This is a genomic window from Curtobacterium sp. S6, from assembly GCF_000710345.2.
Lineage (GTDB): Bacteria > Actinomycetota > Actinomycetes > Actinomycetales > Micrococcaceae > Rothia.
Genome location: NZ_JHEL01000015.1, coordinates 1,087,325 through 1,110,717, shown reverse-complemented (window position 1 = coordinate 1,110,717; position 23,393 = coordinate 1,087,325). Strand labels below are relative to the sequence as shown.

General features: G+C 66.5%; 25 protein-coding genes. 14 read left to right on the top strand and 11 right to left on the bottom strand.

The annotated features are described in order from the left end of the window. Nucleotides 1-2 precede the first annotated feature (2 nt). Both CURSPS6_RS07275 and proC read left to right on the top strand, forming a co-directional pair. Complete coding sequence (locus CURSPS6_RS07275) at nt 3-830, top strand: sugar phosphate isomerase/epimerase family protein (protein ID WP_051687711.1); 828 nt, start codon at nt 3-5, stop codon at nt 828-830. 153 nt (nt 831-983) lie between these two features. Further along, nucleotides 984-1,835 (top strand): pyrroline-5-carboxylate reductase, encoded by an 852-nt coding sequence (gene proC, locus CURSPS6_RS07270; RefSeq protein WP_030015202.1) that lies wholly within the window; start codon nt 984-986, stop codon nt 1,833-1,835. Nucleotides 1,836-1,856: 21 nt separating this feature from the next. On the opposite strand, the gene CURSPS6_RS07265 is transcribed toward proC, so the two are convergent. Next, complete coding sequence (locus CURSPS6_RS07265; protein WP_030015201.1) at nt 1,857-2,525, bottom strand: potassium channel family protein; 669 nt, start codon at nt 2,523-2,525, stop codon at nt 1,857-1,859. Continuing rightward, a complete protein-coding gene (locus CURSPS6_RS07260; protein WP_235503691.1) occupies nt 2,518-3,927 on the bottom strand; it encodes a TrkH family potassium uptake protein in 1,410 nt (469 codons plus the stop codon). Before CURSPS6_RS07260 ends, CURSPS6_RS07265 begins: the two co-directional genes overlap by 8 nt. Nucleotides 3,928-4,093: 166 nt before the next feature. Between CURSPS6_RS07260 and CURSPS6_RS07255 the strand changes: the two genes are divergently transcribed. The 10 genes from CURSPS6_RS07255 to ccsB all read left to right on the top strand — a co-directional run bounded on the left by CURSPS6_RS07255 (nt 4,094) and on the right by ccsB (nt 13,099). Then, entirely contained in the window at nt 4,094-5,266 is a 1,173-nt protein-coding gene (locus CURSPS6_RS07255) for an acetoin utilization protein AcuC (protein ID WP_051687710.1), read from the top strand. Nucleotides 5,267-5,360: 94 nt separating this feature from the next. Beyond that, nucleotides 5,361-6,308 carry an ArsR/SmtB family transcription factor gene (locus CURSPS6_RS07250; protein ID WP_051687709.1) on the top strand — a complete coding sequence of 316 codons (948 nt, stop codon included), beginning with the start codon at nt 5,361-5,363 and terminating at the stop codon, nt 6,306-6,308. A gap of 65 nt (nt 6,309-6,373) precedes the next feature. Then, nucleotides 6,374-7,288, top strand: a complete 915-nt coding sequence (locus CURSPS6_RS07245) for a FadR/GntR family transcriptional regulator (RefSeq protein ID WP_051687708.1) — start codon at nt 6,374-6,376, stop codon at nt 7,286-7,288. A gap of 219 nt (nt 7,289-7,507) precedes the next feature. After that, nucleotides 7,508-7,606 (top strand): 30S ribosomal protein bS22, encoded by a 99-nt coding sequence (locus tag CURSPS6_RS12345; protein ID WP_003792170.1) that lies wholly within the window; start codon nt 7,508-7,510, stop codon nt 7,604-7,606. A 12-nt stretch (nt 7,607-7,618) separates the two neighbouring features. Beyond that, nucleotides 7,619-8,008: a glutaredoxin family protein gene (locus tag CURSPS6_RS07240; protein ID WP_321164024.1), complete on the top strand. Its 390-nt coding sequence runs from the start codon at nt 7,619-7,621 to the stop codon at nt 8,006-8,008. A gap of 59 nt (nt 8,009-8,067) precedes the next feature. Then, nucleotides 8,068-8,745: a histidine phosphatase family protein gene (locus tag CURSPS6_RS07235; protein ID WP_030015193.1), complete on the top strand. Its 678-nt coding sequence runs from the start codon at nt 8,068-8,070 to the stop codon at nt 8,743-8,745. Nucleotides 8,746-8,848: 103 nt separating this feature from the next. After that, nucleotides 8,849-9,490 (top strand): TlpA family protein disulfide reductase, encoded by a 642-nt coding sequence (locus CURSPS6_RS07230; protein ID WP_030015192.1) that lies wholly within the window; start codon nt 8,849-8,851, stop codon nt 9,488-9,490. 13 nt (nt 9,491-9,503) lie between these two features. Beyond that, nucleotides 9,504-10,262, top strand: a complete 759-nt coding sequence (locus tag CURSPS6_RS07225) for a cytochrome c biogenesis CcdA family protein (protein ID WP_030015190.1) — start codon at nt 9,504-9,506, stop codon at nt 10,260-10,262. Between the two features lie 61 nt (nt 10,263-10,323). Continuing rightward, a complete protein-coding gene (gene resB, locus CURSPS6_RS07220; protein ID WP_030015189.1) occupies nt 10,324-11,949 on the top strand; it encodes a cytochrome c biogenesis protein ResB in 1,626 nt (541 codons plus the stop codon). 67 nt (nt 11,950-12,016) lie between these two features. Then, nucleotides 12,017-13,099: a c-type cytochrome biogenesis protein CcsB gene (gene ccsB / locus CURSPS6_RS07215; protein ID WP_030015188.1), complete on the top strand. Its 1,083-nt coding sequence runs from the start codon at nt 12,017-12,019 to the stop codon at nt 13,097-13,099. Between the two features lie 96 nt (nt 13,100-13,195). Here ccsB and CURSPS6_RS07210 read toward each other — a convergent pair whose 3' ends face one another. Next, the gene (locus CURSPS6_RS07210) at nt 13,196-13,537 is read right to left on the bottom strand and encodes a PLD nuclease N-terminal domain-containing protein (RefSeq protein ID WP_030015186.1); all 342 of its coding nucleotides are present in this window, start codon (nt 13,535-13,537) and stop codon (nt 13,196-13,198) included. A 76-nt stretch (nt 13,538-13,613) separates the two neighbouring features. Here CURSPS6_RS07210 and CURSPS6_RS07205 point away from each other — a divergent pair, with 76 nt between their 5' ends. Continuing rightward, a complete protein-coding gene (locus tag CURSPS6_RS07205) occupies nt 13,614-13,904 on the top strand; it encodes a DUF4229 domain-containing protein (RefSeq protein WP_030015185.1) in 291 nt (96 codons plus the stop codon). Between the two features lie 23 nt (nt 13,905-13,927). Here the strand turns inward: CURSPS6_RS07205 and CURSPS6_RS07200 are convergent, their stop codons facing one another. Next, nucleotides 13,928-14,857 (bottom strand): LysR family transcriptional regulator, encoded by a 930-nt coding sequence (locus CURSPS6_RS07200; protein ID WP_030015183.1) that lies wholly within the window; start codon nt 14,855-14,857, stop codon nt 13,928-13,930. A gap of 172 nt (nt 14,858-15,029) precedes the next feature. Between CURSPS6_RS07200 and CURSPS6_RS07195 the strand changes: the two genes are divergently transcribed. Beyond that, the gene (locus CURSPS6_RS07195) at nt 15,030-15,296 is read left to right on the top strand and encodes a hypothetical protein (RefSeq protein WP_030015181.1); all 267 of its coding nucleotides are present in this window, start codon (nt 15,030-15,032) and stop codon (nt 15,294-15,296) included. Here the strand turns inward: CURSPS6_RS07195 and CURSPS6_RS07190 are convergent. The 7 genes from CURSPS6_RS07190 to gluQRS all read right to left on the bottom strand — a co-directional run bounded on the left by CURSPS6_RS07190 (nt 15,293) and on the right by gluQRS (nt 23,323). Further along, on the bottom strand, nt 15,293-16,549 hold the full coding sequence (locus CURSPS6_RS07190; protein ID WP_160319779.1) for a CynX/NimT family MFS transporter: 1,257 nt from the start codon (nt 16,547-16,549) through the stop codon (nt 15,293-15,295). The genes CURSPS6_RS07195 and CURSPS6_RS07190 overlap by 4 nt on opposite strands. Before the next feature lie 6 nt (nt 16,550-16,555). Next, complete coding sequence (locus CURSPS6_RS07185; protein WP_030015178.1) at nt 16,556-17,431, bottom strand: 1,4-dihydroxy-2-naphthoate polyprenyltransferase; 876 nt, start codon at nt 17,429-17,431, stop codon at nt 16,556-16,558. 98 nt (nt 17,432-17,529) lie between these two features. Further along, entirely contained in the window at nt 17,530-18,756 is a 1,227-nt protein-coding gene (locus tag CURSPS6_RS07180; protein ID WP_051687707.1) for an AMP-binding protein, read from the bottom strand. A 39-nt stretch (nt 18,757-18,795) separates the two neighbouring features. After that, on the bottom strand, nt 18,796-19,761 hold the full coding sequence (locus CURSPS6_RS07175; RefSeq protein WP_030015175.1) for a 1,4-dihydroxy-2-naphthoyl-CoA synthase: 966 nt from the start codon (nt 19,759-19,761) through the stop codon (nt 18,796-18,798). A gap of 22 nt (nt 19,762-19,783) precedes the next feature. Beyond that, a complete protein-coding gene (putP, locus tag CURSPS6_RS07170) occupies nt 19,784-21,298 on the bottom strand; it encodes a sodium/proline symporter PutP (RefSeq protein WP_030015174.1) in 1,515 nt (504 codons plus the stop codon). A 113-nt stretch (nt 21,299-21,411) separates the two neighbouring features. Continuing rightward, entirely contained in the window at nt 21,412-22,368 is a 957-nt protein-coding gene (locus CURSPS6_RS07165; protein ID WP_051687706.1) for an EamA family transporter, read from the bottom strand. Beyond that, nucleotides 22,355-23,323, bottom strand: coding sequence for a tRNA glutamyl-Q(34) synthetase GluQRS (gluQRS, locus tag CURSPS6_RS07160; protein ID WP_030015171.1), 969 nt, complete (start codon nt 23,321-23,323; stop codon nt 22,355-22,357). The genes CURSPS6_RS07165 and gluQRS overlap by 14 nt, the downstream gene beginning before the upstream one ends. Nucleotides 23,324-23,393 lie beyond the last annotated feature (70 nt).

Below are 23,393 nucleotides of genomic sequence, written 5' to 3'. Positions count from 1 at the left end.
CCGTGGAGGAGTCTGCCTCACAGGGATCCGGGACCGAATCGGATCCGAGGTCGCGGCCTCTCATCGCGCTGTCCACGTCCTCGGTGTTCCCGATGGGCGTCAAAGATACCTTTGCCGTCGCGAAAGACCTCGGATATGACTCGGTCGAGGTCATGATCACGGGAAACCCCTTGTCGCGGGACCCGGACGAGCTCCTGGACTACGTCCAAGAATTTCAGATGCCGATTTCGGCGATCCACGCGCCCACGCTGTTGCTCACGCAGCACGTCTGGGGCGATGCCTGGAACAAGATCAGGCTGGCCGCCAAGATGGTCAAGCGGGTCGGGGCCGACGTGATGGTCGCCCACCCGCCCTTCGTGTGGCAGCGGCGCTATGCCCAGGGGTTCCCCGACGGCGTGCGCGAGATCTCGGATTCCGAGGGCGTGAAGATCGCCGTCGAAAACATGTATCCCTGGCGCTTCGGCCGTCGGGAAGTGCTGATGTATGCCCCGCATTGGTCCCCCATCGGACAGAACTACGAGTGGGTCACCTGGGACTTTTCCCATGCAGCGGCGTCCGGCACGGACTCGCTCGAGGCGGTCCAGGAGCTGGGGAGCCGGCTCGGACACGTTCACCTGACCGACGGCTCCGGCAATTCCCTGATGGACGAACACGCCCGGCCCGGGCACGGGACCCAACCCGTGGCCGAGACTCTGCGCTATCTCGCCGAGACCCGCTGGGACGGGGTGGTCGGCGTCGAGGTGTCGACCCGAAAGGCCAAGAACGCCGGTGAAAGGGACGAGTGGCTCCACGAGTCCCTCGAATTCGCGCACCGGCATCTCGGCGGGTAGCCGGCGGGACCGAGCGTCCCCGGGCGCCGTTGGCCGCGGTCCTCGCCGTCCCCTCGCGACGGGGGGGCAACCCAACGCCCACGAATGTCGGCGCCTGGCCTCCTTCGATACCGTGGACCATGACGAAACCATCACGACGACTCAGGAGGACCCATGTCCGAACCCATCATTGCTTTTCTGGGAACAGGTTCGATGAACGGATCGATCATGTCCGGTCTGCTCGCCGGCGGGACCGACCCCGGCACGGTGCGGGCGACCACGCGTTCGGCCGCATCCGCCAGCCGTTTGGTCGACTCCCTTCCCGAGGAGCATCGCGGCGTCACCGTCACGTCGAGCGAAGATGACCCGTCGGCCAACGCGCACGCGGTCGACGGCGCCGATGTGGTCCTGCTGGGCGTCAAGCCCAAGGGGATCCTGGACTTGGCGGCGGAGATCAAGGACGCGCTGGCCCCGGATGCTTTGGTCCTGTCCGTGGCCGCGGGCATCGACCTCGAAATGCTCGAGGGGGAGCTCCGCGAGGGACAGCCGGTGATCCGGTCGATGCCGAACACCCCGTCCCGCGTCGGCCGCGGCGTGATTGCCCTGGCACCGGGCGCCCACTGCTCCGACGAGCAGCTCCGGCTCGCTCACACCGTGCTGCAGAACTCCGGAACCGTGATCGACGTTGAGGAGAAGCAGCTCGACGCCGTGACCGGCGTGTCGGGGTCGGGGCCGGCGTATGCGTTCTTCCTCGCGGAGGCCATGCAGAAGGCGGGGGAGTCCATGGGGCTCGACGCCGAGACCGCGCGCCTGCTCGCGAAGGAGACCGTCGCGGGCGCGGGCGAGTTGTTGCACGCCGACGACGCCGACCCGGAAGCCCTGCGGAAGGCCGTGTGCAGCCCGAACGGCACGACCGAACGGGCGATCAACGTCTTCGCGGAGGGCGGGCTCATCGAGCTTACCGAGAAGGCCGCGAAGGCCTCGGCGCACCGCAACGCGGAGATGGTCGAGGAATTCCGCCGCTGAGCATGTGACCGCGTCCCCGGGCTAGGGCCGCGCCGCGAACCTTTCGATCAGGTCCACCTGCCCCGAGACGATCAAGACGTCTCGCGAGGTGACCTTGGTCTTGGCCGTGGCGTAGGTGAACTCCTCGCCCGGGGACTTCACGCCCACGATGGTCACGCCGTAACGGTTCCTGACATCGGACTCTTCGAGCGTGAAACCGTGAGTCTCCTTGGGCGGATACATCTTGACGATCGCGAAGTCGTCGTCGAATTCGATGTAGTCCAGCAACCGTCCCGAGACCAGGTGGGCGGTGCGTCGTCCGGCGTCGGCCTCGGGGAAGATCACGTAGTGCGCCCCGATGCGGGAGAGAATCTTGCCGTGGGCGGGGGTGATGGCCTTGGCCCAGATGCGGTCGATGCCCAAGTCCACGAGGTTGGCCGTGATCAGCACGCTGGACTCGATCGAGGTTCCGACGCCGACCACCGCGGAGGTGAAGTCCCCGGCACCGACCTGGCGCAGGGCATCGATGTCGGAGGCATCGGCCTGCACCACGTGGGTCAGCAGTCCCGACCAGCGCTGGACCATGTCGGAGTCGCGCTCGATCGCCAGGACTTCCTTATTTTGCCGCCTCAGTTGCTGCGCCGTCGCCGCGCCGAAGCGACCCAGCCCGATGACCAGCACGGGGGCGTTGTGGGGTGACCGATCAGCCAATGATGGGCCTCTCTTCCGGGTACTTGTACAGGCGACTGCGGGTCCGCAGGGCCAAGCCTGTTGCCACGGTGATGGTACCGAGTCGGCCGATAAACATCAGGACCGATAGCACGTACAGGCCCGAGGCCGGCAGCTCCGCAGACAATCCTACGGACAACCCGCACGTGGCGTAGGCGGAGATCACCTCGAAAAGGATCTCGTCCAAGGATGCTCGCGAGATCAGCATCAACATCGCGGTGCCCAGGACCACGATGGTTGCGCTCATCATGACCACCGAGATGGCGATGCGGAGCACGGTGTCCGGGATCGTGCGGTGAAACGCGATCACGTGCTGGTCGCCGCGTGCCTCGGCGATGATGGCGATGAAGATGACCGCCATGGTGGTGATCTTGACGCCGCCGGCCGTCGAGGCCGAACCGCCGCCCACAAACATCAGCAGGTCGGTCAACAGCTTCGAGATCGGGTGCAGCTGATCCATATCGACCAGGTTGAACCCGCCCGACCGGGTCATGATCGACGCGAAGAACGAGTGAAGGATCCGTTGCACCGGGTGTTCGCCGCCGATCGTGGCGTCGTTGTTCCACTCCGCCAGGCCCCACAGGATCGTTCCCGCGATCACGAGGGCGATCGATCCGAACACGGTGATGCGCGCGTTGAGGTTCCAGTGCCGCACCCTGAGGCCGAACATCCGGATGACCAGGATGACGGGAAATCCGAGGGAGCCGGTCCACACGCCGGCGCACAGGGGGAGAAGGATCCACCAGTCGTTGCCGTAGGGAACCAGGCCGTCCGAGTGCGGCGTGAATCCGGCGTTATTGAAGGAGGAGATCCCATAGAACACCCCGTGCCAGAGGGCTTCGGGGAGGGACTCTCCCAGGGTCATGAGTCGGAGCATCACGATCGCCGCGATGGTCGCCTCGATGGTGGCCGAGGTCAGCACCACGACGCGCAGCAAGGAGCCGATCTCGCCCAGCTTGCCTTGCTTGCTCGTGATGCTCAGCCCTTCCTGGGCGAAAAGCTTGGTCTTCAGCCCGAGCTTCCGGCCGAGGGCTATGGACAGGAGGGAGGTCATGGTCAGCGTGCCGAGACCGCCGATCTGCACGCCGAAGAGGATCACGACCTGACCGAAAAAGGTCCACTGGGTCGCCGTGGTCAGGGTCGTGAGCCCCGTGACGGTCACGGCCGACGTCGCCGTGAAGGACGCCTGCGAGAGGGCCGGCGGATGCCCCGACTGGCTCGCCATCGGCAGCATCAGCAGAAGCGAGCACAGGACGATGACCAGGAAGAAGAGCGTGATCGAGATGCGGGACGGCGTCGAACCGAAGACACGGTTCACCAGCGCCCTGAGGCGTTCCGTGGCCCGGAGGGGCTCCACGGCCAGGGTCGAGTCCTTGCTCCGCACGCGTGCTCCTGCCGAGATGCCGATGGATGAATGACCCTCCCTAGCGTAATGGCCCGGGCGCCCCGGGGGCCCCAAATGGGCCGCAGCCGTCGACCCGTGACACAATTACCCTGTGACCTCAATTACAAACTTTCGCGGAAGTGAGCGAGGCGCCGCCCCCACCACGATGGTGACCTGGGATGCGGCCATGACCTCCTACTTCTTCGGTGATTACCACCCCATGAACCCGTGTCGCCTCGACGCGACGGCTCGTCTCGCCCAGGACTTGGGCCTTTTTGAGCTGGGCCACGTGCGCGTCGAGAAACCTCACGTGGCAGACGACGCCGCCCTGCGCACGGCCCACTCGCGCGAGTACATCGACAGCGTCAAGGCCGTCAGCGCCGATCCCAGCCTGAAAATCCCGGGCAGCGGCCTGGACGGCGAGGACACCCCCGGTGTGGCGGGCCTGCACGAGGCCGCGGCCCGGCTCGCGGGCGGCAGCGAGCTGGCCGCCGAGTCCATGGTCGACGGGTCCACGGTTCGCGCCGTGAACTTCGGCGGCGGGATGCACCACGCACACCGCGACCACGCGAGCGGCTTTTGCGTCTACAACGATTGCGCGGTCGCGATCCAACGACTGCTCGACCGCGGAGTCCAACGCGTGCTGTACATCGACATCGATGCGCACCACGGGGACGGAACCCAGAGCATCTTCTGGGACGAGCCCCGTGTGTTTACGATTTCCCTTCACGAGACCGGGATGTCGCTGTTTCCCGGCACGGGATTCTCTAACGAGATGGGCGCCGACGGGGACGCGTTGGGAAGCGTCGTCAACGTCGCCCTCCCGACGACGGTCTCGGACGGCGCCTGGCTGCGGGCCTTCCATGCGATCGTCCCGCAACTGGCGCGGGCCTTCGATCCGGAGGTGATCGTCTCCCAGCACGGCTGCGATTCGCACTACAAGGACGACATGACCCACATGAGGCTCAGCGTCGACGCCCAGCGGGAAGCCACGATGACCATCGCCGACCTGGCCGATGAGCTGACCGAGGACCGGTGGTTGGCGCTCGGCGGGGGCGGATACAACTGCCTCGACGCCGTTCCACGCTCGTGGGCACACCTCGTGGGAATCGTGGCGGGACGGCCGGTCGAACCCACGCTGCCGACCCCGGAGTCGTGGCGAACGTACATCGCCGACAAGTACGGAACCCGCGCGCCTCGCCTGATGGGTGACGAGGCCGACGTGTGGTGGAGGTCCTGGGAGATCGGCTTCGATCCCAGTGATGCGCTGGATCGGACCGTGATGGCGACCCGGAAGGCCGTCTTCCCCCTGTGGGGCCTGGACCCGTGGTTTGACTGACTCGAGCCGGGGAAAGACCCGAGCGGGACCACCGGTCGCAATTCGACGGGCGTGTATGCATACGCCTGCCGGAATACACCGTTATGGTGGAGGCATGAGCACTGACGTATTTGCCGTGGTTGCTGACGCTACCCGACGGCGCATTCTCGCCGTCGTCCAGACAGGACCGCGTCCTGTCAACGACGTCGTCACCGAGCTGGGCGTGAGCCAGCCGACCGTGTCGAAACACCTGAAGGTCCTGCGCGAGGCCGGACTGGTCACCATGAAGGCCCAGGGCCAGCGGAGGCTGTATTCGCTGAATACGGCGCCCCTGGCGGAGATCAGCTCGTGGGTCGAGGAGCTCTCGGCGCCCGCGGCCGACGCCGAGGCCCCGGCAACCCCGGCAACCCCGGAAGCCCCGGAGTCGACCGAGCCCGACGCGACGGCGACCGCGCCCGAGGACGCCCCCGCCGCCCCCTCGGAGCCCGAGGCCTCCGCACCCGCCGCCGAGGTCGCGCCCGAAGCCCAGGATGATTCCGCCCCGGAGGATTCACGCGAGGCCCCCGCGCGCCCGCATCTGTCCCCGTTGACTGAGTCCGAGGAGTATTACGCGGCCGACCCGGAGCCCGAGCACGTCGACGCCGAGGAAGCCCGACCGGTCGCTCCCGCCGTCGCGGAGGCGACCGGCACCGACGGTCCCGCCCCGATCGCCCGGTCCCGGCACGACGGGGTGACTTTCACCCCCTTGACGCCGTTGAATATCGGCCCGTCCACGACCGGGGATGCCGCCACCTCCGCGCTGAGGGCCCCGGCCGCATCGAGCGCCTCCTCGGCGCGTGCAGCGAGCGTTCCCGGCGCCGCACCGGCCGGCGGCGACCCCGAGTCCCGTCGGGCGCCGCAACACCGGCGTTCCGCCGAATCGTCGGGCGAGCGGGCCTCGTGGGAGCCGCTGGATCCCCAGGTTCGGCGCGCGGAGAGCCCCTCGGATGGCGAGGTGGCCTCGGGAGAGCACAAACCTTCAGGCTTTTTGGCTAATCTGTTTGGCAGGAAGCGTGGACGATAGGAGGAGGGCTTCCCCTTCGACCTGGAACCGCATCGTTGACCACAGCATGAAAGATTCATCACCGCATGGCTACCGACCGTAAGATCCTTCAATGGCTGGAGAACGAGCTGTTCGACGGCAACCTCGTCCTGGGACAGGAGCTGCCGAGCGAGCGTCGAATCTCCGATGCCGTGGGGACGTCCCGCAGCGCGACGCACGAGGCGCTCAAGGACCTCGAATCCAGGGGGATCCTCCGGCTCTACGAGGGCAAACGACACCAGATGATCGCCCAGCTCGTGCGGGAGCCAGCGGCCAGCGCCGGGCCGGCGCTCAAGCTGCACATGGCGACGGCGGAATATCCGCTCCGCGATATCGTGCACACCCGGGTCCTGCTGGAAACTTGGGCGCTGCGTCGTGCCAACCCCGAGCACCCGTCCATGCGGGAACTCGCCAAGATTATCGACGAGATGTCCCGAGACGACCTGTCCCTCAAGGATTTCCACCACCTGGAGGTCTCCTTCCACGTCGCCCTCACGCGCTTGGCGGGCAACAGCCTGGTCACGGGGCTATTGACGTCCTTGCGGGACTCGATCTACGAGTACACGCTCTCGCTCGTCGGGTACGTCCCACTGTGGTCCACCACGGCAACGCGGTTGTGCGCCGAACACCGCGCGATTTACGCCGCGATCGAATCGGGGGATAACGAATTGGCCGCTCGCATGGTGGCCGAACACATCGAGGGCCACTATCTCGAGGCCGGCGTGGACCCGGAGCGCAAACAGCGTTCCTCGGCCTCCGTCTTCGTTCAGCCCGAGCTAGGGGAGGACGGAGAGGTCCATCCGCTGGCCCCGACGTCGAAGCTTGCCGATCACGTGGCGGACAACAAGTCCCGGGACGCGGACCTTCCGGACGCGGCCCCGCGAGCCAACGAGACCCTCAACCCCATGGAAGCGGCCTCGAACGGCGGATCCTCCGCATCGGCGGGTGAGTCGGCCGGGTAAAAGCGGCCGATTCGAAGATATTTGACTCCACCTTGTAGGGTATGTGAGGAACGTTTTCGCTGTATTGGGCTTTTCTTTGCCTGCAGTAAACCTCATGAGCGAACGTTTTGACCGCAAGCCTCCGCCGTCCTCGGCACGGGGGACAAGGACGCCACCCGGTGGCTTTGCCGCGCATGAGCGTGCTTGCCACCGACGTACGACTATCAAGGTAGGGATCCTATGGGTTCAGTTATTAAGAAGCGCCGCAAGCGCATGGCGAAGAAGAAGCACCGTAAGCTGCTTCGCAAGACCCGCCACCAGCGTCGCAACAAGAAGTAGACTCTTCTTGTCTTGAGCATTCTCGGCCGTCACCTCGCATCGCGAGGGGCGGCCGAATGCGTACCCAATCCCGGCACGGCCAACGAACGGAAGATGTCCATGGAAGACCGCGAATCGGCCCCCGCTCCGGGGCACACGCCCACGGTCGAGCTGCTGACCTCCCCGGGCTGTCACCTGTGTGACCAGGCGCGGATCGACCTGAAGTCCGTGACGGATCCGCTCGGGATCGAGGTCACCGAGATTAACGTCGAGGAACGGTTGGACCTGCTGAAACGGCATGCCGAGGAGATTCCCGTGGTTCGCGTCGACGGGGTCCCGCGTGACTTCTGGCGGGTGGATCAAGGCCGAATCGAGCGCATTCTCCGCGGCATCCTCGCGGGGCGTGACCCGGAGGAACCGTGAGCCGACGTCCGGGGTCCGGACGAATGGCCGCCAGAGGGACTATCTGAGAGACTAGGCCCATGTCTCACAGCGCTACCGTTCACCTCATGCGCCACGGCGAGGTCCACAATCCGGATCGCATCGTTTACGGCCGGCTCCCGGAATTTCATCTCTCCGCGGCCGGGCACCAGATGGCCGAACTCGCCGCGCGGGAATTCGAACGACGTGCCGCGCGAGGAGCGCGATTCGTGTACCTGGCGGCGTCGCCCCTGACGCGCACCCAAGAGACTGCGGCGCCGATCTCTCAGGCCCTGAACCTTCCGGTGACCCTCGACGAGCGCGTGATCGAGGCCGGCAATTATTTTGAGGGCCTCCACGTGAGCCGCGATGAGCTCGTGCGGCACCCTCGCCACTGGCGCTTCATGACCAACCCCCTGCGTCCGTCGTGGGGCGAGCCGTATCGTGAGCAAGTCCGGCGCATGGCCGCGGCCATCAAAGATGCCGCGGTGGAAGCGGTGGCGCGCGGTGGGGATGGGGCCCAGGCGATCATCGTCTCCCACCAGCTTCCGATCTGGATGGCGCGATCGAGCGTCGAAGGGCGGATGCTCCCGCACGATCCTCGTACCAGGCAGTGCAACCTGGCCTCGGTGACCTCGCTGACATTTGAGGACATTTCGGCCCCGCGGGCCCCGAAAGTGACGTATTCCGAACCGGCCGCCGAGCTATATCCAGGGGTCATTCAGCTTCCGGGATCATAATCGAACGATGGGTTTGACCTACGGGCCGGCCCCCTTGCCGGCTGGACGCGACCGCGTCCGGAGGCCGGCCCCGACATCTTGACATCATTTCCAGAGAGACACCATGCCCAGTTCTTCACCCCGCCCCATGACCCGCCGCGGACTGTTTTCGGTTGCCACGGTCGCGGGTCTGGCGGTCGTGACCGGATGCTCGAATAAGGACAATTCGGACCTCTCGGATCAGGCGAACTCCGCGGATGGCAAGGGATACATCTCGGGTGACGGTTCCGTGACCGAATTCAGCAAGGCCAAGCGCGGAGAGCCCGTGTCCTTCGAGGGCAAGCTTTTCGGCGGCGAGTCGCTGACCGGAGACCAGCTTCGCGGTAAACCCAGCGTTTTGAACTTCTGGTACGCGGGGTGCGCACCCTGCCGTGCGGAGGCGCCACACCTGCAGAAGCTGTCGCAGGAATTTGGCGACAAGGTCAACTTCTACGGCATCAACCTCCGGGACGAGCAGGGTACGGCCGAGGCCTTCGAGCGGAACTTTGGCATCGCCTATCCGTCGGTCGAGGATCGCGCCGGAGGCGTCCTCATGGCGCTTTCGCAGTACGTGCCCGCGCAGGCGGTCCCCACGACCCTCGTGCTCGACTCGCAGGGGCGCGTCGCGGCGCGCGTGCTCGGCCAGATCGACGAATCGACCGTCCGGAGCCTCGTCCAAGACCAGATCGACGGCAAGGACGCATCTCACCCGTCGAAGGGTTCGTAGGTTCATCGTGCTCCTGGCCGCCGAATCGTCCTTTGGCTCCGTGGTGTTGGAAGGCTCCCTGTGGGCCTCCATCCCCCTGGCAGCCTTTGCCGGGCTGATCTCTTTCGCGTCGCCCTGCGTTCTTCCGCTCGTTCCCGGGTACCTCGCCTACGTGACGGGCCTGACCGGTAGCGACCTGCAACGACGCCGCCGCGGTCGCATGTTCGCCGGAACGGGCCTGTTCATCCTCGGGTTTTCCCTCGTCTTCGTGCTGTTGTCCGTGGTCCTGGCGCAATTCGGTGCGGCACCGTGGGTCAGGAGTCAAACCTGGCTGCAGATGGTCCTGGGGATTCTGGTGATCGCCCTCGGCATCGTGTTCATGGGTGGATTTTCCTGGTTCCAGCGCGATCGCAAGATCCACGCCAAGCCGCCGGCCGGCCTGTGGGGCGCGCCGCTGCTCGGCATCACCTTCGGGCTGGGGTGGGCGCCCTGCATCGGGCCGACGTTCGCCGCGGTCCAAGCGCTCGTCTTCCTGGAAGGCCCCAACAGCCTCAAGGCCATTGTCCTGACCGTGGCCTATTGTCTGGGGTTGGGGATACCGTTTCTACTGATCGCCCTGGGTTTCCGGAAGTCGGCAGAGATGTTTGCCTTCCTGAAGAAGCACCGCCGGACCCTGCAGATCGTCGGGGGCGTCGCCCTCGTGATCGTGGGGCTCCTGATGGCCACCGGGCTATGGGGCGCGATGATGTCCTGGCTCCAGGGGATCACCCCGGGTTACGAGCTTCCGGTGTGATCGGCCCGCGGGACGAACCCCCACGTCACACGGCAGAAATCCGCTACCGAAAATGGATGGCATGAGTAAACAGAAGACAGCAGCCAAGAAGGTCGCCCCGGCTCTGGGGCCCATCGGCATGCTCCGGTGGGCGTGGACCCAGCTGACCAAGATGAACACCGCGCTGTTCCTGCTCCTTCTGCTCGCGGTCGCCGCGGTTCCGGGGTCGATGTTCCCCCAGAACATTCAGGACCCGCAGAAGGTCCAGGAATACATGGACTCCCACAAAACGTGGGGGCCGATCGCCGAGAAACTTCAGCTGTTCGACGTCTTTTCCTCGGCCTGGTTTTCGGCCATTTACCTCCTGCTGTTCATCTCCTTGATCGGTTGCGTGATCCCGCGGGCCATCAAGCACGCCAAAGCTTACGGGGCCAAGCCGCCGCGCACCCCGCGCAACCTGAGCAGGCTCCCGCAGCACCGGACCCTGACCATTCCCGTGGATTCGGTGGACGGCGGGCTGACGGCAGGCGGGGCCGCGGCGACGGCGCAGCGCATCCTGAAGAAGCGGCACTACCGCACCGAGCTGCGCGAGGACTCCTCGAGCCCGAGCGTCGGCGCGGAGCGCGGATATTTCCGCGAGATCGGCAATCTGGTGTTCCACGCGGCCATGATCGGCGTCCTGATCGGCGTGGCCGTGGGCGGGCAATTTGGCTACAGCGGTCAGAAGATCGTGGTCGAGGGCGAGTCCCACGTCAATACGCTCGTCAGCTACGACCAGTTCAAGCCGGGCACCAACTACAACCCCGATTGGCTGCGCAACTTCTCCGTCACGCTCGACAAGCTCAACGTGACCTACGACCGGGATAAAACCTCGTCGACCTACGGGCAGGACCTCGGCTACGACGCGCAGATGACGGTCAAGGATTCCCCGAACGCGGAGCCGAAGAAGGAATCCCTGAAGGTCAACGAGCCGCTCAACATCGACGGCAATAACGTGTACCTTTCCGGCAACGGATACGCGCCGATCGTCAAGGTCACCGACGGCGACGGAAAGGTGGCCTATGAGGGCCCGGTGGTGAGCCTGCCGACCGATAAGGTCTTCACCTCCTCGATGGTGCTCAAGGTTCCCGACGCGTCACCCGACCAGCTCGGATTCGTCGGCATGTTCTTGCCGACCGCCGTGATCCAATCCGGTCAGATGCCGCACTCCGTGGACGCGGCTCCGGCCAATCCGGCCCTCGTGCTCTCCTCGTACTACGGGGATCTCGGCCTCGATAAGGGCGATCCGCAGAACGTGTACGTGTTGGATACCAATAAGCTTCACGAGCTGAACTCCATGAAATCCGATCACGGCGGCATCGTGCTGACCGAGCAGAACAACACTTACCAACTCCCCGAGGGGAAGGGTAGCGTCCAGTTCGAGGGCGTCAAACGGTACGCGGGCCTGGATATCCACTACGATCCGGGCAAGCCGGTCGTCCTGGTTTCCTTCCTGCTGGCCTTCAGCGGTCTCATCGTCTCCCTCTTCGTGGCCCGGCGTCGCGTCTGGGTCAAGGCCCACGAGACCGTGCTCGACGGGGGAGCCCGCGCCGTGGTCGTCGAATACGGCCTGCTGGCTCGCGGCGAAGACCCGCGCATTGCCATGGAGGCCGACAAACTGACCGATCTCTTTGCCCAGGAATGGGGATTAGAATTCAACGAGGCGTAATTTTCTCGCATCGGGACTGGTCACCGCGTCAGGGGTGGCTTCCGACGAGCGGCCCAGAAAGGGAAGCATGACTATCAACGAGAACCTGGGTCAGTGGAGCGAGGCATTTATGCTCCTGGCCGCGGTGATCTATCTAGTGTCCTTCGTGTCCTTCACGTGGGACCTCGCGACCAATTCGCGGGCGACCCGCAAGGCTGAGGCCGCCGCGCTCGAGGGCGATCGGGAGCCGGCCTTGGCCGGTGCCACGGCCTCGGCGGGCTCGTCGTCGAGCTCCTCGGCGATCCACGTCGAAGGCGGTGGCGGGGGAAGCCGCGGGCGGGCGTACACCGCCAGCACGCGCGCCAAGCTGACCGAACACGTCGCGGACGATTCCATGGCCTATTCCGGCCAGCGTCGTCCGGCCGCCAAGGTGGCCGTGGCCGTCATGATCATCGCGTGCGTGGTGCACGCGATCGGCGTCGTCACGCGCGGGCTGGCCGCGGGCCGCGTCCCGTGGGGCAATATGTACGAGTTCTGCACGACCGGCGCCCTCGTGGTATCCGTCGTGTTCCTGATCGCCCTGATCTTCCGGGACCTCCGGTTCGTGGGCGCCTTGGTCACGGGCCTCTCCCTGATCATGATGGTGGCCGCGACCATCGGCTTCCCGACGCCGGTCGGGCACCTGAAGCCCGCGCTTCAGTCGTACTGGCTCGTGATTCACGTGTCCGTGGCCGTGATGGCCTCCGGGGTCTTCACGCTGACCTTCGCGATGGCCGTCTTGCAGTTGATTCAGTCGCGTCGCGAGAAGAAGCTGATCGAGGGCGAGAAAGCCGGCCTCGGCTTCATGCGCCTCGTGCCGTCCTCGCAGGCCCTGGAGAACTTCGCCTTCCGCCTCAACACCGTCGGCTTCGTGATGTGGACCTTTACCCTGGCCATGGGCGCGATCTGGGCGAATAAGGCCTGGGGCCGCTACTGGGGCTGGGACACCAAGGAGGTCTGGACCTTCGTCATCTGGGTCGTCTACGCGGCGTACCTGCACGCGAGGGCGACCCGTGGCTGGACCGGCCCGCGTTCGGCGTGGTTGTCGATCATCGGCTACGGATGCATCATCTTCAACTTCACCGCCGTGAACGTCGTCTTCAACGGACTGCACTCCTACTCGGGGCTGTAAATCCATCGGGGGCTTAGTCGATGCCCCGGAACCATGAGACCCCCGGAATCCTTAGGGATTCCGGGGGTCTCGTGGTTTTCGCGCGATGCCGCGGGGTCAGCGGTCGTTCTCGCCCGATTCGCGGCGACGGCGTTCCTCGTCGCGGCGTCGGCGTTCGGCCTGTTGCTGGAGGAACCGGAGGTATTTTTCGTCGTCGTCCGGCGCAGATCCGGGGGTAGGGTGAGCGTCGGCCCGGCGGCCGCCCGAGGGCCGCCGGCGATAGCCGAAGGCGAGCCACAGCCCGGGCCCGATCACCGGAACGATCAGGGCGATGATGAACCACGCCCATTTGGGCAGGGCAACGATCCGGTGCCTCTCCGTCCGTCCGATGTCCAACAGGGCGTAGATGGTCATGCCGACGACGACCGCGGCCGCGACGATGATCAGGACTGCTCTCATAGCACTCCATCTTACCGGTGGGCGCTGATTCCGGTGTCGAGCGGATTACCAGGTCAGGCGGGTACACTCGAGCATCGTGAAGTTTCTGTACTATTCGCTCATCCGGCTCGCCCTCATGGTGATCGTCTTCGTCGTGTGCGCCCTGTTGCACACGGGACTCGTCCTCGCGGCGGTCTTCGCGATCCTCATTGGATTCGCCGTCGGCTACTTGGCGTTCCCCAAGCTCCACGCAGACGCCAGCCGCGATTTCATGCGGTTCTGGGGCAAGCTGCGCGGCAAGAAGAAGTCGACCGTGGTTGACGAGACCGCCGAGGACGAAGACCAGTACGTCGACGAGCAATTGCGTCGCGAAGGCAGGGACATCTAGCCCTCCGGAGAAGATGGCCGCCATCACGATGCGTGGTCGGCGAGGAACTCCTCTCCCGTTTTGAGTAGCAGTTCATAGAATTCCATGACGGCCTCGGACGTCTCCGGTCGTCGAAGGATGACCACGCGCCGTCCTGGAGGCGGAAGATCGGGGCGAACGGCCTCGAGTCGAAGGCACCGCACATCGTCGTGGGGGCGGGCCAAAGCAAACTGAGGTAGAACGGCTCGTCCCAATCCGGCTGCCACGAGATCTTGTGTGGTCTCGAAGGTGTCCGTGGACAATTCGTAGGGTGGTGTGAAGCCGAGGGCTCTGCATTGGTCGGCGACTGATCGCGAGCATGAACCATTGGCGGCGTCGTGGTTGATCCACGGGCGGTCCCGTAACTCGGCCAGGGTTACGTGTCCGCGGCCGGCTAGCGGGTCGTCGACGGGCACGACCGCGACGAATGGTTCATGGAGAGCACGGGAAGCGACCAGGCCATGAGGCACCTCTGAGGCGAAGCTGAACGCCAGATCGATCTCCCCACGAGCCATTTTGAGGGCCGTTTCGTCCGCTTGGCTTTGCAAGGAGAATTTCAAACAGATATCGGGGCGTCGTCGGGACAGTGCTGTGGCCGCGGGGCTGAGGACCGAGCTGCCCACGCTCGCGACGAATTCGACGGTAACCTCGGAGGACTTCTTCGAGGCATAGTTACTCAGATCCTTGTTGGCCCGTTCGAACTGGACTAGGAGGTTTCTGGCGTGCGGTTCCAGGATGCCTGCGGCAGAGGTGGGAAAAATCCGATTGCCGTGACGTTGGAACAGGGCGTGGCCCGCCTCCCGGGCCAGCGTCCGTAGTTGTTCGCTGACCGTGGAGGGGGCATACCCGAGTTCGGCGGCGGCCTCCGTGACGGACCCGGCATCAAAGACGGCCAAGAAGATCCGCAAGCGGTGCAGATCGGGCGATAAGGACACAAGATCTCCCGTGGAAGTCGATGATGAGGCGGTCCAACTCTACGAGACGAGCCGCTGGGGTGGGCCCGCGATTCGGTGGCTCCGAAGAAGGATTCGGCAGATGACGATTCACGGAGCAACCTTCGCCGTCGGAGGATGAGGCAACTAGACCCATCTTCCCTTAGGAGTTGCCATGCACGTCATCTACGCTATCGCCGCCTTAATAGCATTGCCGCTCGGCGGTGGAACCATAGCCATTGTTACCACCGCATTCCTGTGCGGCCACATCCTGATCCCGGCGCGGGAACGGATCTCGCCGCGGAGTTTGGGATGGCTCGGTTTCTGGACCACGGTGTGGCGCGGTCTATGCGTGTTGCCGCGCGGGTGGGCCCCCATCGGACGGGAGACCGAACCTGCTGGCGGGCCGGCCTCGGCCGAGGATGCCTCGGGTTGCCCCTAGGAGCCGACGCCGATCTTGCGGTCCCGCCCGGCCAGCGCCCCCGCCACGAAGTGCACGAGGGTCAGCGCCAGAAGCACGAAGAGAACCGCCGACCAGCCGCCGGCGAGGTTGGCAAAACCGCCTGCCAGGAGGGGCCCAAGTGCCGCCATGAGGTAACCCAGGCACTGGGCCATGCCCGAGAGCTTCATGGTCTGCGCATAGTTGTTGGTGCGGTAGCCGATCATCGTCATGGCCAAGGCGAAGCTTCCGCCGCACCCGATGCCGACGAAACACGCCCACAACGGCGCCGCGGGCGGGAAGATCAGACCGCCGGCCACCGCGACGACCAGGAAGCCTGCCAGGATCATCGCGAGCCAACTCTGCGACGAGCGGATCCCGGCAAAGAAGCTCACGCTCAGGTTGCCCAGGATGCCGACGATCTGCATCAGGAACAGGTGGAACCCCGACTGCGCCGGGCTGAAGCCGATGGTCGCCTCGATCGTGGGCAGCCAGTTGGCGGTGGTATAGAACAACAGCGACTGCAACCCCATGAATAACGTGATCTGCCACGCGATCGGATGCCTCCACAGGGAGATCTGGCGCGAGCCGCTGGGTTCGACGGGCGAGGGAACGACCTGCAGGGACCCCGTCGCGGCCTGCAGCACCGATCCCGAGCGTTCGTATTCTTGCCGGCGTGCGCGTCGGGTGAGGAGCGCCCACCAGATGCCCGCGACGATGGGGACGGCCGCCCAGAGCGCCAGGGCGGTCCTCCAGCCCCCGGGAAGGGAATGGGATAGCGGGGCCGTGAGCCCCGAGGCCGTCGCCGCACCAACGGACAGAACCGCGGTGTAGAGCCCGGTCATGAGGGCCACGTGACGGGAAAAGTCCCTCTTGACGATCACGGGGACCAGCACGTTGCCGATGGCCAGCCCCACGCCGATGAGCAGCGTGCCCAGCCAGAGCAGGAAGATTCCCGGTGTCGACCGCAACAGGATCCCCAGGCTCAGAACGATCAGCGCGATCAGCACCACGCGTTCGATACCGATGCGTTGGGCGGGCATGGCCACCAACGGGGAGAGCACCGCAAAGGCCAACAGCGGCAGCGCGCCGATCAGTCCCAGACCGCCAGCCCCGAGCCCCGTGTCGTCGCCGATCTGATGCAGCACCGGACCGACCGTGGTCAGCGCGGGCCGCAGGCACGAAGCGATCAGCAGAACGACGATGCACCACGCGGCGGTAGCCTTGCGGGGCGACGGGGCGGAGGTCGTGGGCAAGGGCAATCAGGCTCCTAGGATCGAGGCGACGAGCAGCAACAGGGCAAAGATCACGCTGAGGATGCCCGTCTGCTTCAGGACGGGAATGAGTCTGCGCATATCCTGCGCGGTGAGAACCGTGCGAATCGCCGGGATCGCGAACGGCAGGGCCAAGAACACCAGCAGATTCCACGGATTCTCGGCAACCGTGAAGAGCATCAGCGCGAAGGCGAGAACAATCTCCACCGCGTAGGCCAGGCGGGCCCGCGGGGCGCCCAATCGCACGGCAAGGGTCTTCTTCCCGGCCTCCGTATCGGTCGGGACGTCTCGCAGGTTATTGGCCATCAGCAGGCCGCAGGCGATCAGCCCGAGGGCGATCGACGCGAAGACCGAGGTCGCCGACAAGCGGGAGGCCTGCGAAAAGGTCGTGCCCATGGTCGCGACCAGACCGAAGTAGAGGAAGACGAAAACATCGCCGAGCCCGATGTACCCGTACGGGTGTTTGCCGCCCGTGTATCCCCAGGCCGCGAAGACCGCGGAGAGCCCCACGACGAGGAACCACCACTGGAGCGTCGCGAGGACGAGCACCAGCCCCGCGACCATGGCCGCGCCGAAACACGCGAAGGCCGCCAACTTGACGTGGCGGGCGGGGGCGGCGCCCGATCCCGTCAACCGCATGGGTCCGACGCGCGAGTCGTCGGTGCCCTTGATGCCGTCGGAATAGTCGTTCGCGTAGTTGACGCCCACCTGCAGAAAGAACGCGACCAGCAGGGCCAGGACGGCCGGCAGCGGACGGAAATCCCTCAGCTGAACCGCGGCGGCCGTTCCGGCGATCACGGGAGCGACTGCCAAGGGGAGAGTGCGTAGCCGAGCACCCTCGATCCACTGTCCGACGGTTGCCACGCAGTCTCCTCTCGAGGTGCCGGGCGTGGTTTCGCCCGGTCAAAGGGTGGGAATGTTCCATCTAGTGTCTCACGCGAGGCACCGAGGTCCATCCGGGGTCATGGGCGCGACGAGGGCTCCTGCGGCCCCAGCGCGCGGCGCGCCGCCGCGGCATCCGGTTTCCCCGTGCTCGTCAGCGGCAACCGGTCCACCACCAGGATCCGCTTTGGCACCGCGGGCGCACCGAGTTCCTCGCGCACGCGCTCGCGGAGGGCCTCGACCGCGGGCTCGCGACCCGGCCTGCGCGAGAGTATCGCGCGAAGCTCCTGGCCCCAGCGGTCGCTGTCCACGCCGACGACCAGGGCCTCGCGGACCGCGGGATCGCGTTCCAGGGCGGCGGCCACGGCACGGGCGGAAACCTTGATGCCGCCGGTGATCACGACGTCGTCGGCACGCCCGGCGACCTGCAGCCGGCCATCATCGGTCAGGGTCCCGAGGTCGTCCGTGCGGTACCAGGTCAGGCCGGCGGGATCGCGTCGGAATGCGCTCGCGGTCCGGTCGGCGTCGTCGAGGTATCCCGAAGCCAGCGTCGGGCCGCCGAGCCAAATCCGCCCCGGGGCCGTGGGGCCCGGCCCGGGCGGCTGCTCGATCGTGATGCGCGTGCCGGGCAGAGCACGGGAGTCGTAGACGCAGCCGCCGGCGGTCTCCGCGCTGCCGTAGGTGAGGACCAAGGGTATGTGCAGATCGCGGCATCGTTCCAGGAGGTCTTCGGAGGCGGGCGCCCCGCCGAGCAGGATCGCGTCGAATCCGCGCAGGGCGCCGAGCAACTCGTCCGACGGGACCTCTCCCGCCTCGGCCTCCTCGAGCAGCGTGTGGACCTGCGTTGGGACCAGCGAGGTCATGAGATGGTGACCGGTCAGTGTCTCGGCGGTCCGCAGGAAATCCCGGGCGCCGAACCGTGCGCCCCCGGCCAGGGAGGCCGTCCGAACCGGCGTGGTTCCGGCGATGATGGAGCGTGCGATCACTTGCGCCCCGGCCACGTAGTGCACGGGAAGCGCGAGGAGCCACTCGGCCCCGCCGTCGGTCCCCGTCGCGGACTCGGTCGCCAGCCCCGAGGCCCGGAGGGCGCGCGCCGAGAGCACGGTGCGTTTGGGCCGGCCCGTGGACCCCGAGGTCGAGACGACCAGCGCAGGGGTCTCTTCCCCGATCCTGGTCTCCCGGGTGATCATCCCGGAGAGCTTCCGGTACACCTCGTCGGGGGACACCGAACCGGGGCCGTCGAGCACCACGGCGGCATCGGGGACGGAGGTCGGGCAAGGCACGGGGGAGAAGGTAGTGAAATCCATGACCTTCTCAGACTAGACCCGTGCCCGCCCGGCCGGAGATCAGAAGTAGTACGGGAAGCTCGACCAGTCCGGGTCCCGCTTGCCGAGGAAAGCATCGCGACCCTCGACCGCCTCGTCGGTCATGTACCCCATGCGCGTGGCTTCACCCGCGAAGACCTGCTGACCGACCATGCCGTCGTCGGGCAGGTTGAACGCGAACTTGAGCATGCGAATGGCCTGCGGGGATTGGCGAGCGATGTCCGCGGCGTACCCGAGGGCGGTCTCTTCGAGGGAAGCGTGGTCCACGACCTCGTTGACGGCCCCCATCTGATGCATGCGTTCGGCATCGTATTCGCGGGCGAGGAAGAAGATCTCGCGCGCGGCCTTCTGCCCGACCTGCCGGGCCAGCAGGGCCGAACCGTAGCCCGCGTCGAAGGAGCCAACGGTCGCGTCGGTCTGCTTGAACTTGCCGAACTTCCGGGAGGCAATGGTCAGATCGCAGACGACGTGCAGGGAATGCCCGCCGCCGGCGGCCCAACCCGAGACGACCGCGATGACGACCTTCGGCATCGTGCGGATCAGGCGCTGGACCTCCAGAATGTGCAGGCGGCCGGCCCGGGCCGGGTCGATCGTGTCGGCGCTCTCCCCGTCCGCGTAGTGGTATCCGTCGCGTCCGCGGATCCTCTGGTCGCCGCCCGAGCAGAAGGCCCAGCCGCCGTCCTTGGCGGAGGGCCCGTTGCCGGTCAGCAACACGGTTCCGACGTCGCTGGTCATGCGCGCGTGATCGAGGGCCCGGTAGAGTTCGTCGACGGTTCCCGGGCGAAAGGCGTTGCGCACCTCGGGCCGGTCGAAGGCCACGCGCACGCACGGCAGGTCGCGAACGATCCGGCCGGCCTCGTCCCGCTCGACCTGGCGGTGATACGTGATGTCCTGGAAATCCTCGAAACCTTCGACGATCCGCCACCGGCGGGGGTCGAAAATATCGGAGACGGACGGGGGTAACTGCGATTCTTCGGAAGTGCTCATCGCCTCGATCCTAGTCCGGATGTCACCTCCGCGCCGCGAGCGCCTTGGCTTCATCGAATTCGCGCGTGATGCGCTCGTCGGGCCGGCGGGTCGCCCACGACGTCGCAACGCCCGCCACGAGCGAGGCGAGGAAGCCCGGAACCATCTCGTACAGGGACAGGATTCCGGCGGAATCGGGATCCTTGACGACCGTGCCCCACACGATCGTCACGACCGCCCCCGTGACGAGGGCGCCGAGCCCGCCGAGAGCCGTGAGGCGTTTCCAGTACAGCGACAGCAGCGTCAGCGGCCCGAAGGATGCACCAAATCCGGCCCACGCGAAGGAGACCAGGGTCAGCACCGCGGAATCCGAATCGACGGCGATCAACGCCGCGACGATCGCCACGAGGCTCACGGCGCCCCGCGACATCCAGAGTTTGGCCCCCGGGGACGGGGCACGCCGCAACAGCAACATCGCCAGGTCCTCGACGGCCGCGGAGGAGGAGACGATCAGCTGTGACGAGATCGTCGACATGATCGCGGCCAGGACCGCGGCGAAGACGAATCCCGCGACCAGCGGGTGGAACAGGATTTGGGAGAGGTCCAGGAAGACGGTTTCGGCCGAGGCGGCATCGGTCAGGCGCGCCTCGGGGTGCGTCGAGAAATAGGCGATGCCGGTCAGCGCGGTCGCGATGGCCCCGGCCACCGAGAGCACCATCCAAGAAATGCCGATGCGGCGCGCGGTCGGGGCGTCCTGGGGAGACCTGAGCGCCATGAAGCGAATCACAATGTGGGGCTGGCCGAAATAGCCCAGGCCCCACGCGAGGGCCGAGATCACACCGACCGCGGTGGCGCCCTTGGCCAGGGAGAGGGCGTTCGGGCTCGCGGTGACCACGGCGTCGAGAACCGCGGGAAGGCCGCCGAACTCCATCACCGCGACGATCGGCACCATGATCAGCGCGGCGAGCATCAGCAGCCCCTGGGCGACGTCGGTGAACGTGGCCCCGAGGAAACCGCCGAAGAACGTGTAGAGCACCGTGATGCCCGCGATCACGAGCATGCCCAGCAGGTAGTCGCCGCCGAAAATGGTCTGATAGAACTTTCCTCCCGCGACCATCCCGGAGGATACGTAGAAGATGAAAAATACCAGGATGACGATTCCGCAGGTCACCCGGAGAACCCGGCTTGCTTTGCCGGTTTCGGCGAGACGGTGGTCGAAGAAGGACGGAATCGTGATGGCGTTGCCCGAGATCTTCGAGTAGGCCCTGAGGCGAGGCGCGACCACCTTCCAGTTGACCCACGCGCCGACGGTCAGCCCGATGGCTATCCACGCATTGACCATTCCGGTCAGGTAGACCGCCCCGGGCAGGCCCATGAGAAGCCAGCCGGACATGTCCGAGGCGCCGGCGGAGAGCGCCGCGACGCTGGGGCGTAGGGAGCGGCCGCCGAGCATGTAATCCTCGGTGTCCTTATTCTTGGTGCCGGCCCACAAGCCGATGCCGATCATTCCCAGGAAATAGATCCCCAGTGCGAGGTACTGAAACGACTGATCTGCCAACGGTTTCCTCCGGTGCGATGCTCCAATGGGCGCGGGGGATCGGGCCGCAGGGACGTCCTACGGCCGGGGTGGTAGCAGTATCCCAGATCGTCTCGAGGTAGTAAAGATTTGAATCACGAGCGGTGGTCGCGCCGATTGACCCGGGGGATCCCCGAGGTTCGGATCAGCTGGAGGGCCTCCGTGTGGGTGGTGATGGCCGCCGCCGACCGGTTGGCGCGCCAGGTCACGGCGGCTCCCGAAACGACGATCAGGGCGATGCCGACGTACGCCGAGACCGACAGGACCTGCCCCAGGAGGGCGAGCCCGACGAGGGACGAGACGACGGGATCGAGCGAGAAGAACACGCCGACGACCGCGGGGTTGGTCAGGTTGGCGGCCAGGGCGTCGCACGAGAACGCCAGGGCGAGGCCGACCGCGCCGATGAAGATCGCTATGCCCCAGTCGCCCAGGGTCATATGCGGCACCGCCATGGCGGTGGCCGGGGACCACAAGATCGCGCCGATGCCGATCGACACCGCCAGCCCCCGGATCCCCGAGGTCGCTTCCGTGCCGCCGCTGATCTTGCCCGAGAGGATCGTGTACCCGGCCATGGAGGTCGCGGCGAGCGCGGCGAAGAGGTATCCGAGCAGGTCGGTGTGGCCAAAGGTCGGGCCGGCGATGAGCACGACCCCCGCCAGCGCGCCCATCGCGAAGAGGCCGTCCTTGACCTTGCGCACGCCGAGCATCGCGACCGTGAACGCCCCCAGGTACTCGACGGTGACCGCCACCCCGAGCGGAATCCTCTCCACCGCGAGGTAGAAGAAGACGTTCATGAGGGAGGAGACCACGCCGTAGGAGGCCACGGAAAACCAGTCGGCCTTCGAGAAGCGCCAGAACCGGGGCCGGGCGATGATCAGGAGCACGACCGCCGCGGTCGTCATGCGCAGCCCGGAGACCGAGACGGGGTGGAATTTCTCGAACAGGGTCGACGCGACCGCCGTGGTCGTCTGGATTCCGGTGGATCCGATGAGCACCGCGAGCAGGGCGGCCGAGCCGCGCCGGGACGGTGGAATGCGGCTAACGAGGGACACAGGCAGACTCCATCAACGGGTCGAGAACGGTCCAGGGGTCGAGGGATATCGACCGGGGGTCGAAGACCTCAAGCATCTGCGCGGCCGTTTCCGGCAGGTGCGGGCCGTTCTGACCGCGCACCGGGGGCAACGGCATCGACCGGGCGATCATGCGCACCACCTCGGCGACGGCGAGGCCACCCGCCGTGAGCTGCGAGAGCGTGACGGCGCCGTCGCGCTTGGCCAGCCGATCCCCGTGGCGGTTGAGGGCCAGGGGAACGTGGGCGTATTCGGGAGGGGTGAGGCCGAGCAGATGGGCCAAATAGGCCTGGCGGGGTGCGGAGGGGAGCAGATCGTCGCCGCGCACGACCTGATCGACGCCCTGGTGGGCGTCGTCGACGACCACCGCCAGGTTGTAGGCGGCCCGGCCGTCGTTGCGCACGAGCACGACGTCGTCCACGGCCCCGGAGTATGTCCCGGCGTAGAGATCCCGCACGCTCCATCGACTCTCCTCGGCCCGGAGCCTGAGGGCCGCCGGGCGGGACTCGGCCCGGCGCGCCCGCTCGGCGTCGGACAGCTCGCGACAGGTCCCCGGGTAGGCGCCGGGGGCACCGTGAGGCGCGGACGAGGCTTCCTGGATTTCGCGCCGGGTGCAGAAGCACTCGTAGACCAAGCCGCGCTCCCGGAGGTCCGCGACGGCCTCGCGGTAGGCGGCCGTGCGGTGCGATTGGACGAGCGGCTCGCCGTCCCAGTCGATGCCGACGGATCGGAGGTCGTCGAGTTGGCGCTCGGCCGAGCCTTGTTGCACCCGGTCGAGATCCTCGATGCGCATCAGGAAACGGCGCCCCGTGTGCCGGGCGAACAGCCACGCGAAGAGGGCCGTGCGCACGTTGCCCAGGTGAAGATCGCCCGACGGGGAAGGGGCGTAGCGGCCCGCTCCGGTGCGGGTGCGTGGGGGTTCGACTGGCGTGAGCATGAATCCATCGTAGCGAGGCGGGCAACCGTGTGATCGCGGCCAGCGGACGGGTCGGCGCGCGAGGGTGACG

Bases quoted from the DNA above. Each gene is read 5' to 3' on its own strand.
- proC (WP_030015202.1), top strand. From the start codon at position 984: ATGTCCGAACCCATCATTGCTTTTCTGGGAACAGGTTCGATGAACGGA.
- CURSPS6_RS07255 (WP_051687710.1), top strand. From the start codon at position 4,094: ATGGTGACCTGGGATGCGGCCATGACCTCCTACTTCTTCGGTGATTAC.
- CURSPS6_RS07250 (WP_051687709.1), top strand. From the start codon at position 5,361: ATGAGCACTGACGTATTTGCCGTGGTTGCTGACGCTACCCGACGGCGC.
- CURSPS6_RS07245 (WP_051687708.1), top strand. From the start codon at position 6,374: ATGGCTACCGACCGTAAGATCCTTCAATGGCTGGAGAACGAGCTGTTC.
- CURSPS6_RS12345 (WP_003792170.1), top strand. From the start codon at position 7,508: ATGGGTTCAGTTATTAAGAAGCGCCGCAAGCGCATGGCGAAGAAGAAG.
- CURSPS6_RS07235 (WP_030015193.1), top strand. From the start codon at position 8,068: ATGTCTCACAGCGCTACCGTTCACCTCATGCGCCACGGCGAGGTCCAC.
- CURSPS6_RS07230 (WP_030015192.1), top strand. From the start codon at position 8,849: ATGCCCAGTTCTTCACCCCGCCCCATGACCCGCCGCGGACTGTTTTCG.
- resB (WP_030015189.1), top strand. From the start codon at position 10,324: ATGAGTAAACAGAAGACAGCAGCCAAGAAGGTCGCCCCGGCTCTGGGG.
- ccsB (WP_030015188.1), top strand. From the start codon at position 12,017: ATGACTATCAACGAGAACCTGGGTCAGTGGAGCGAGGCATTTATGCTC.
- CURSPS6_RS07210 (WP_030015186.1), bottom strand. From the start codon at position 13,537: ATGAGAGCAGTCCTGATCATCGTCGCGGCCGCGGTCGTCGTCGGCATG.
- CURSPS6_RS07195 (WP_030015181.1), top strand. From the start codon at position 15,030: ATGCACGTCATCTACGCTATCGCCGCCTTAATAGCATTGCCGCTCGGC.
- CURSPS6_RS07180 (WP_051687707.1), bottom strand. From the start codon at position 18,756: ATGGATTTCACTACCTTCTCCCCCGTGCCTTGCCCGACCTCCGTCCCC.
- CURSPS6_RS07175 (WP_030015175.1), bottom strand. From the start codon at position 19,761: ATGAGCACTTCCGAAGAATCGCAGTTACCCCCGTCCGTCTCCGATATT.
- gluQRS (WP_030015171.1), bottom strand. From the start codon at position 23,323: ATGCTCACGCCAGTCGAACCCCCACGCACCCGCACCGGAGCGGGCCGC.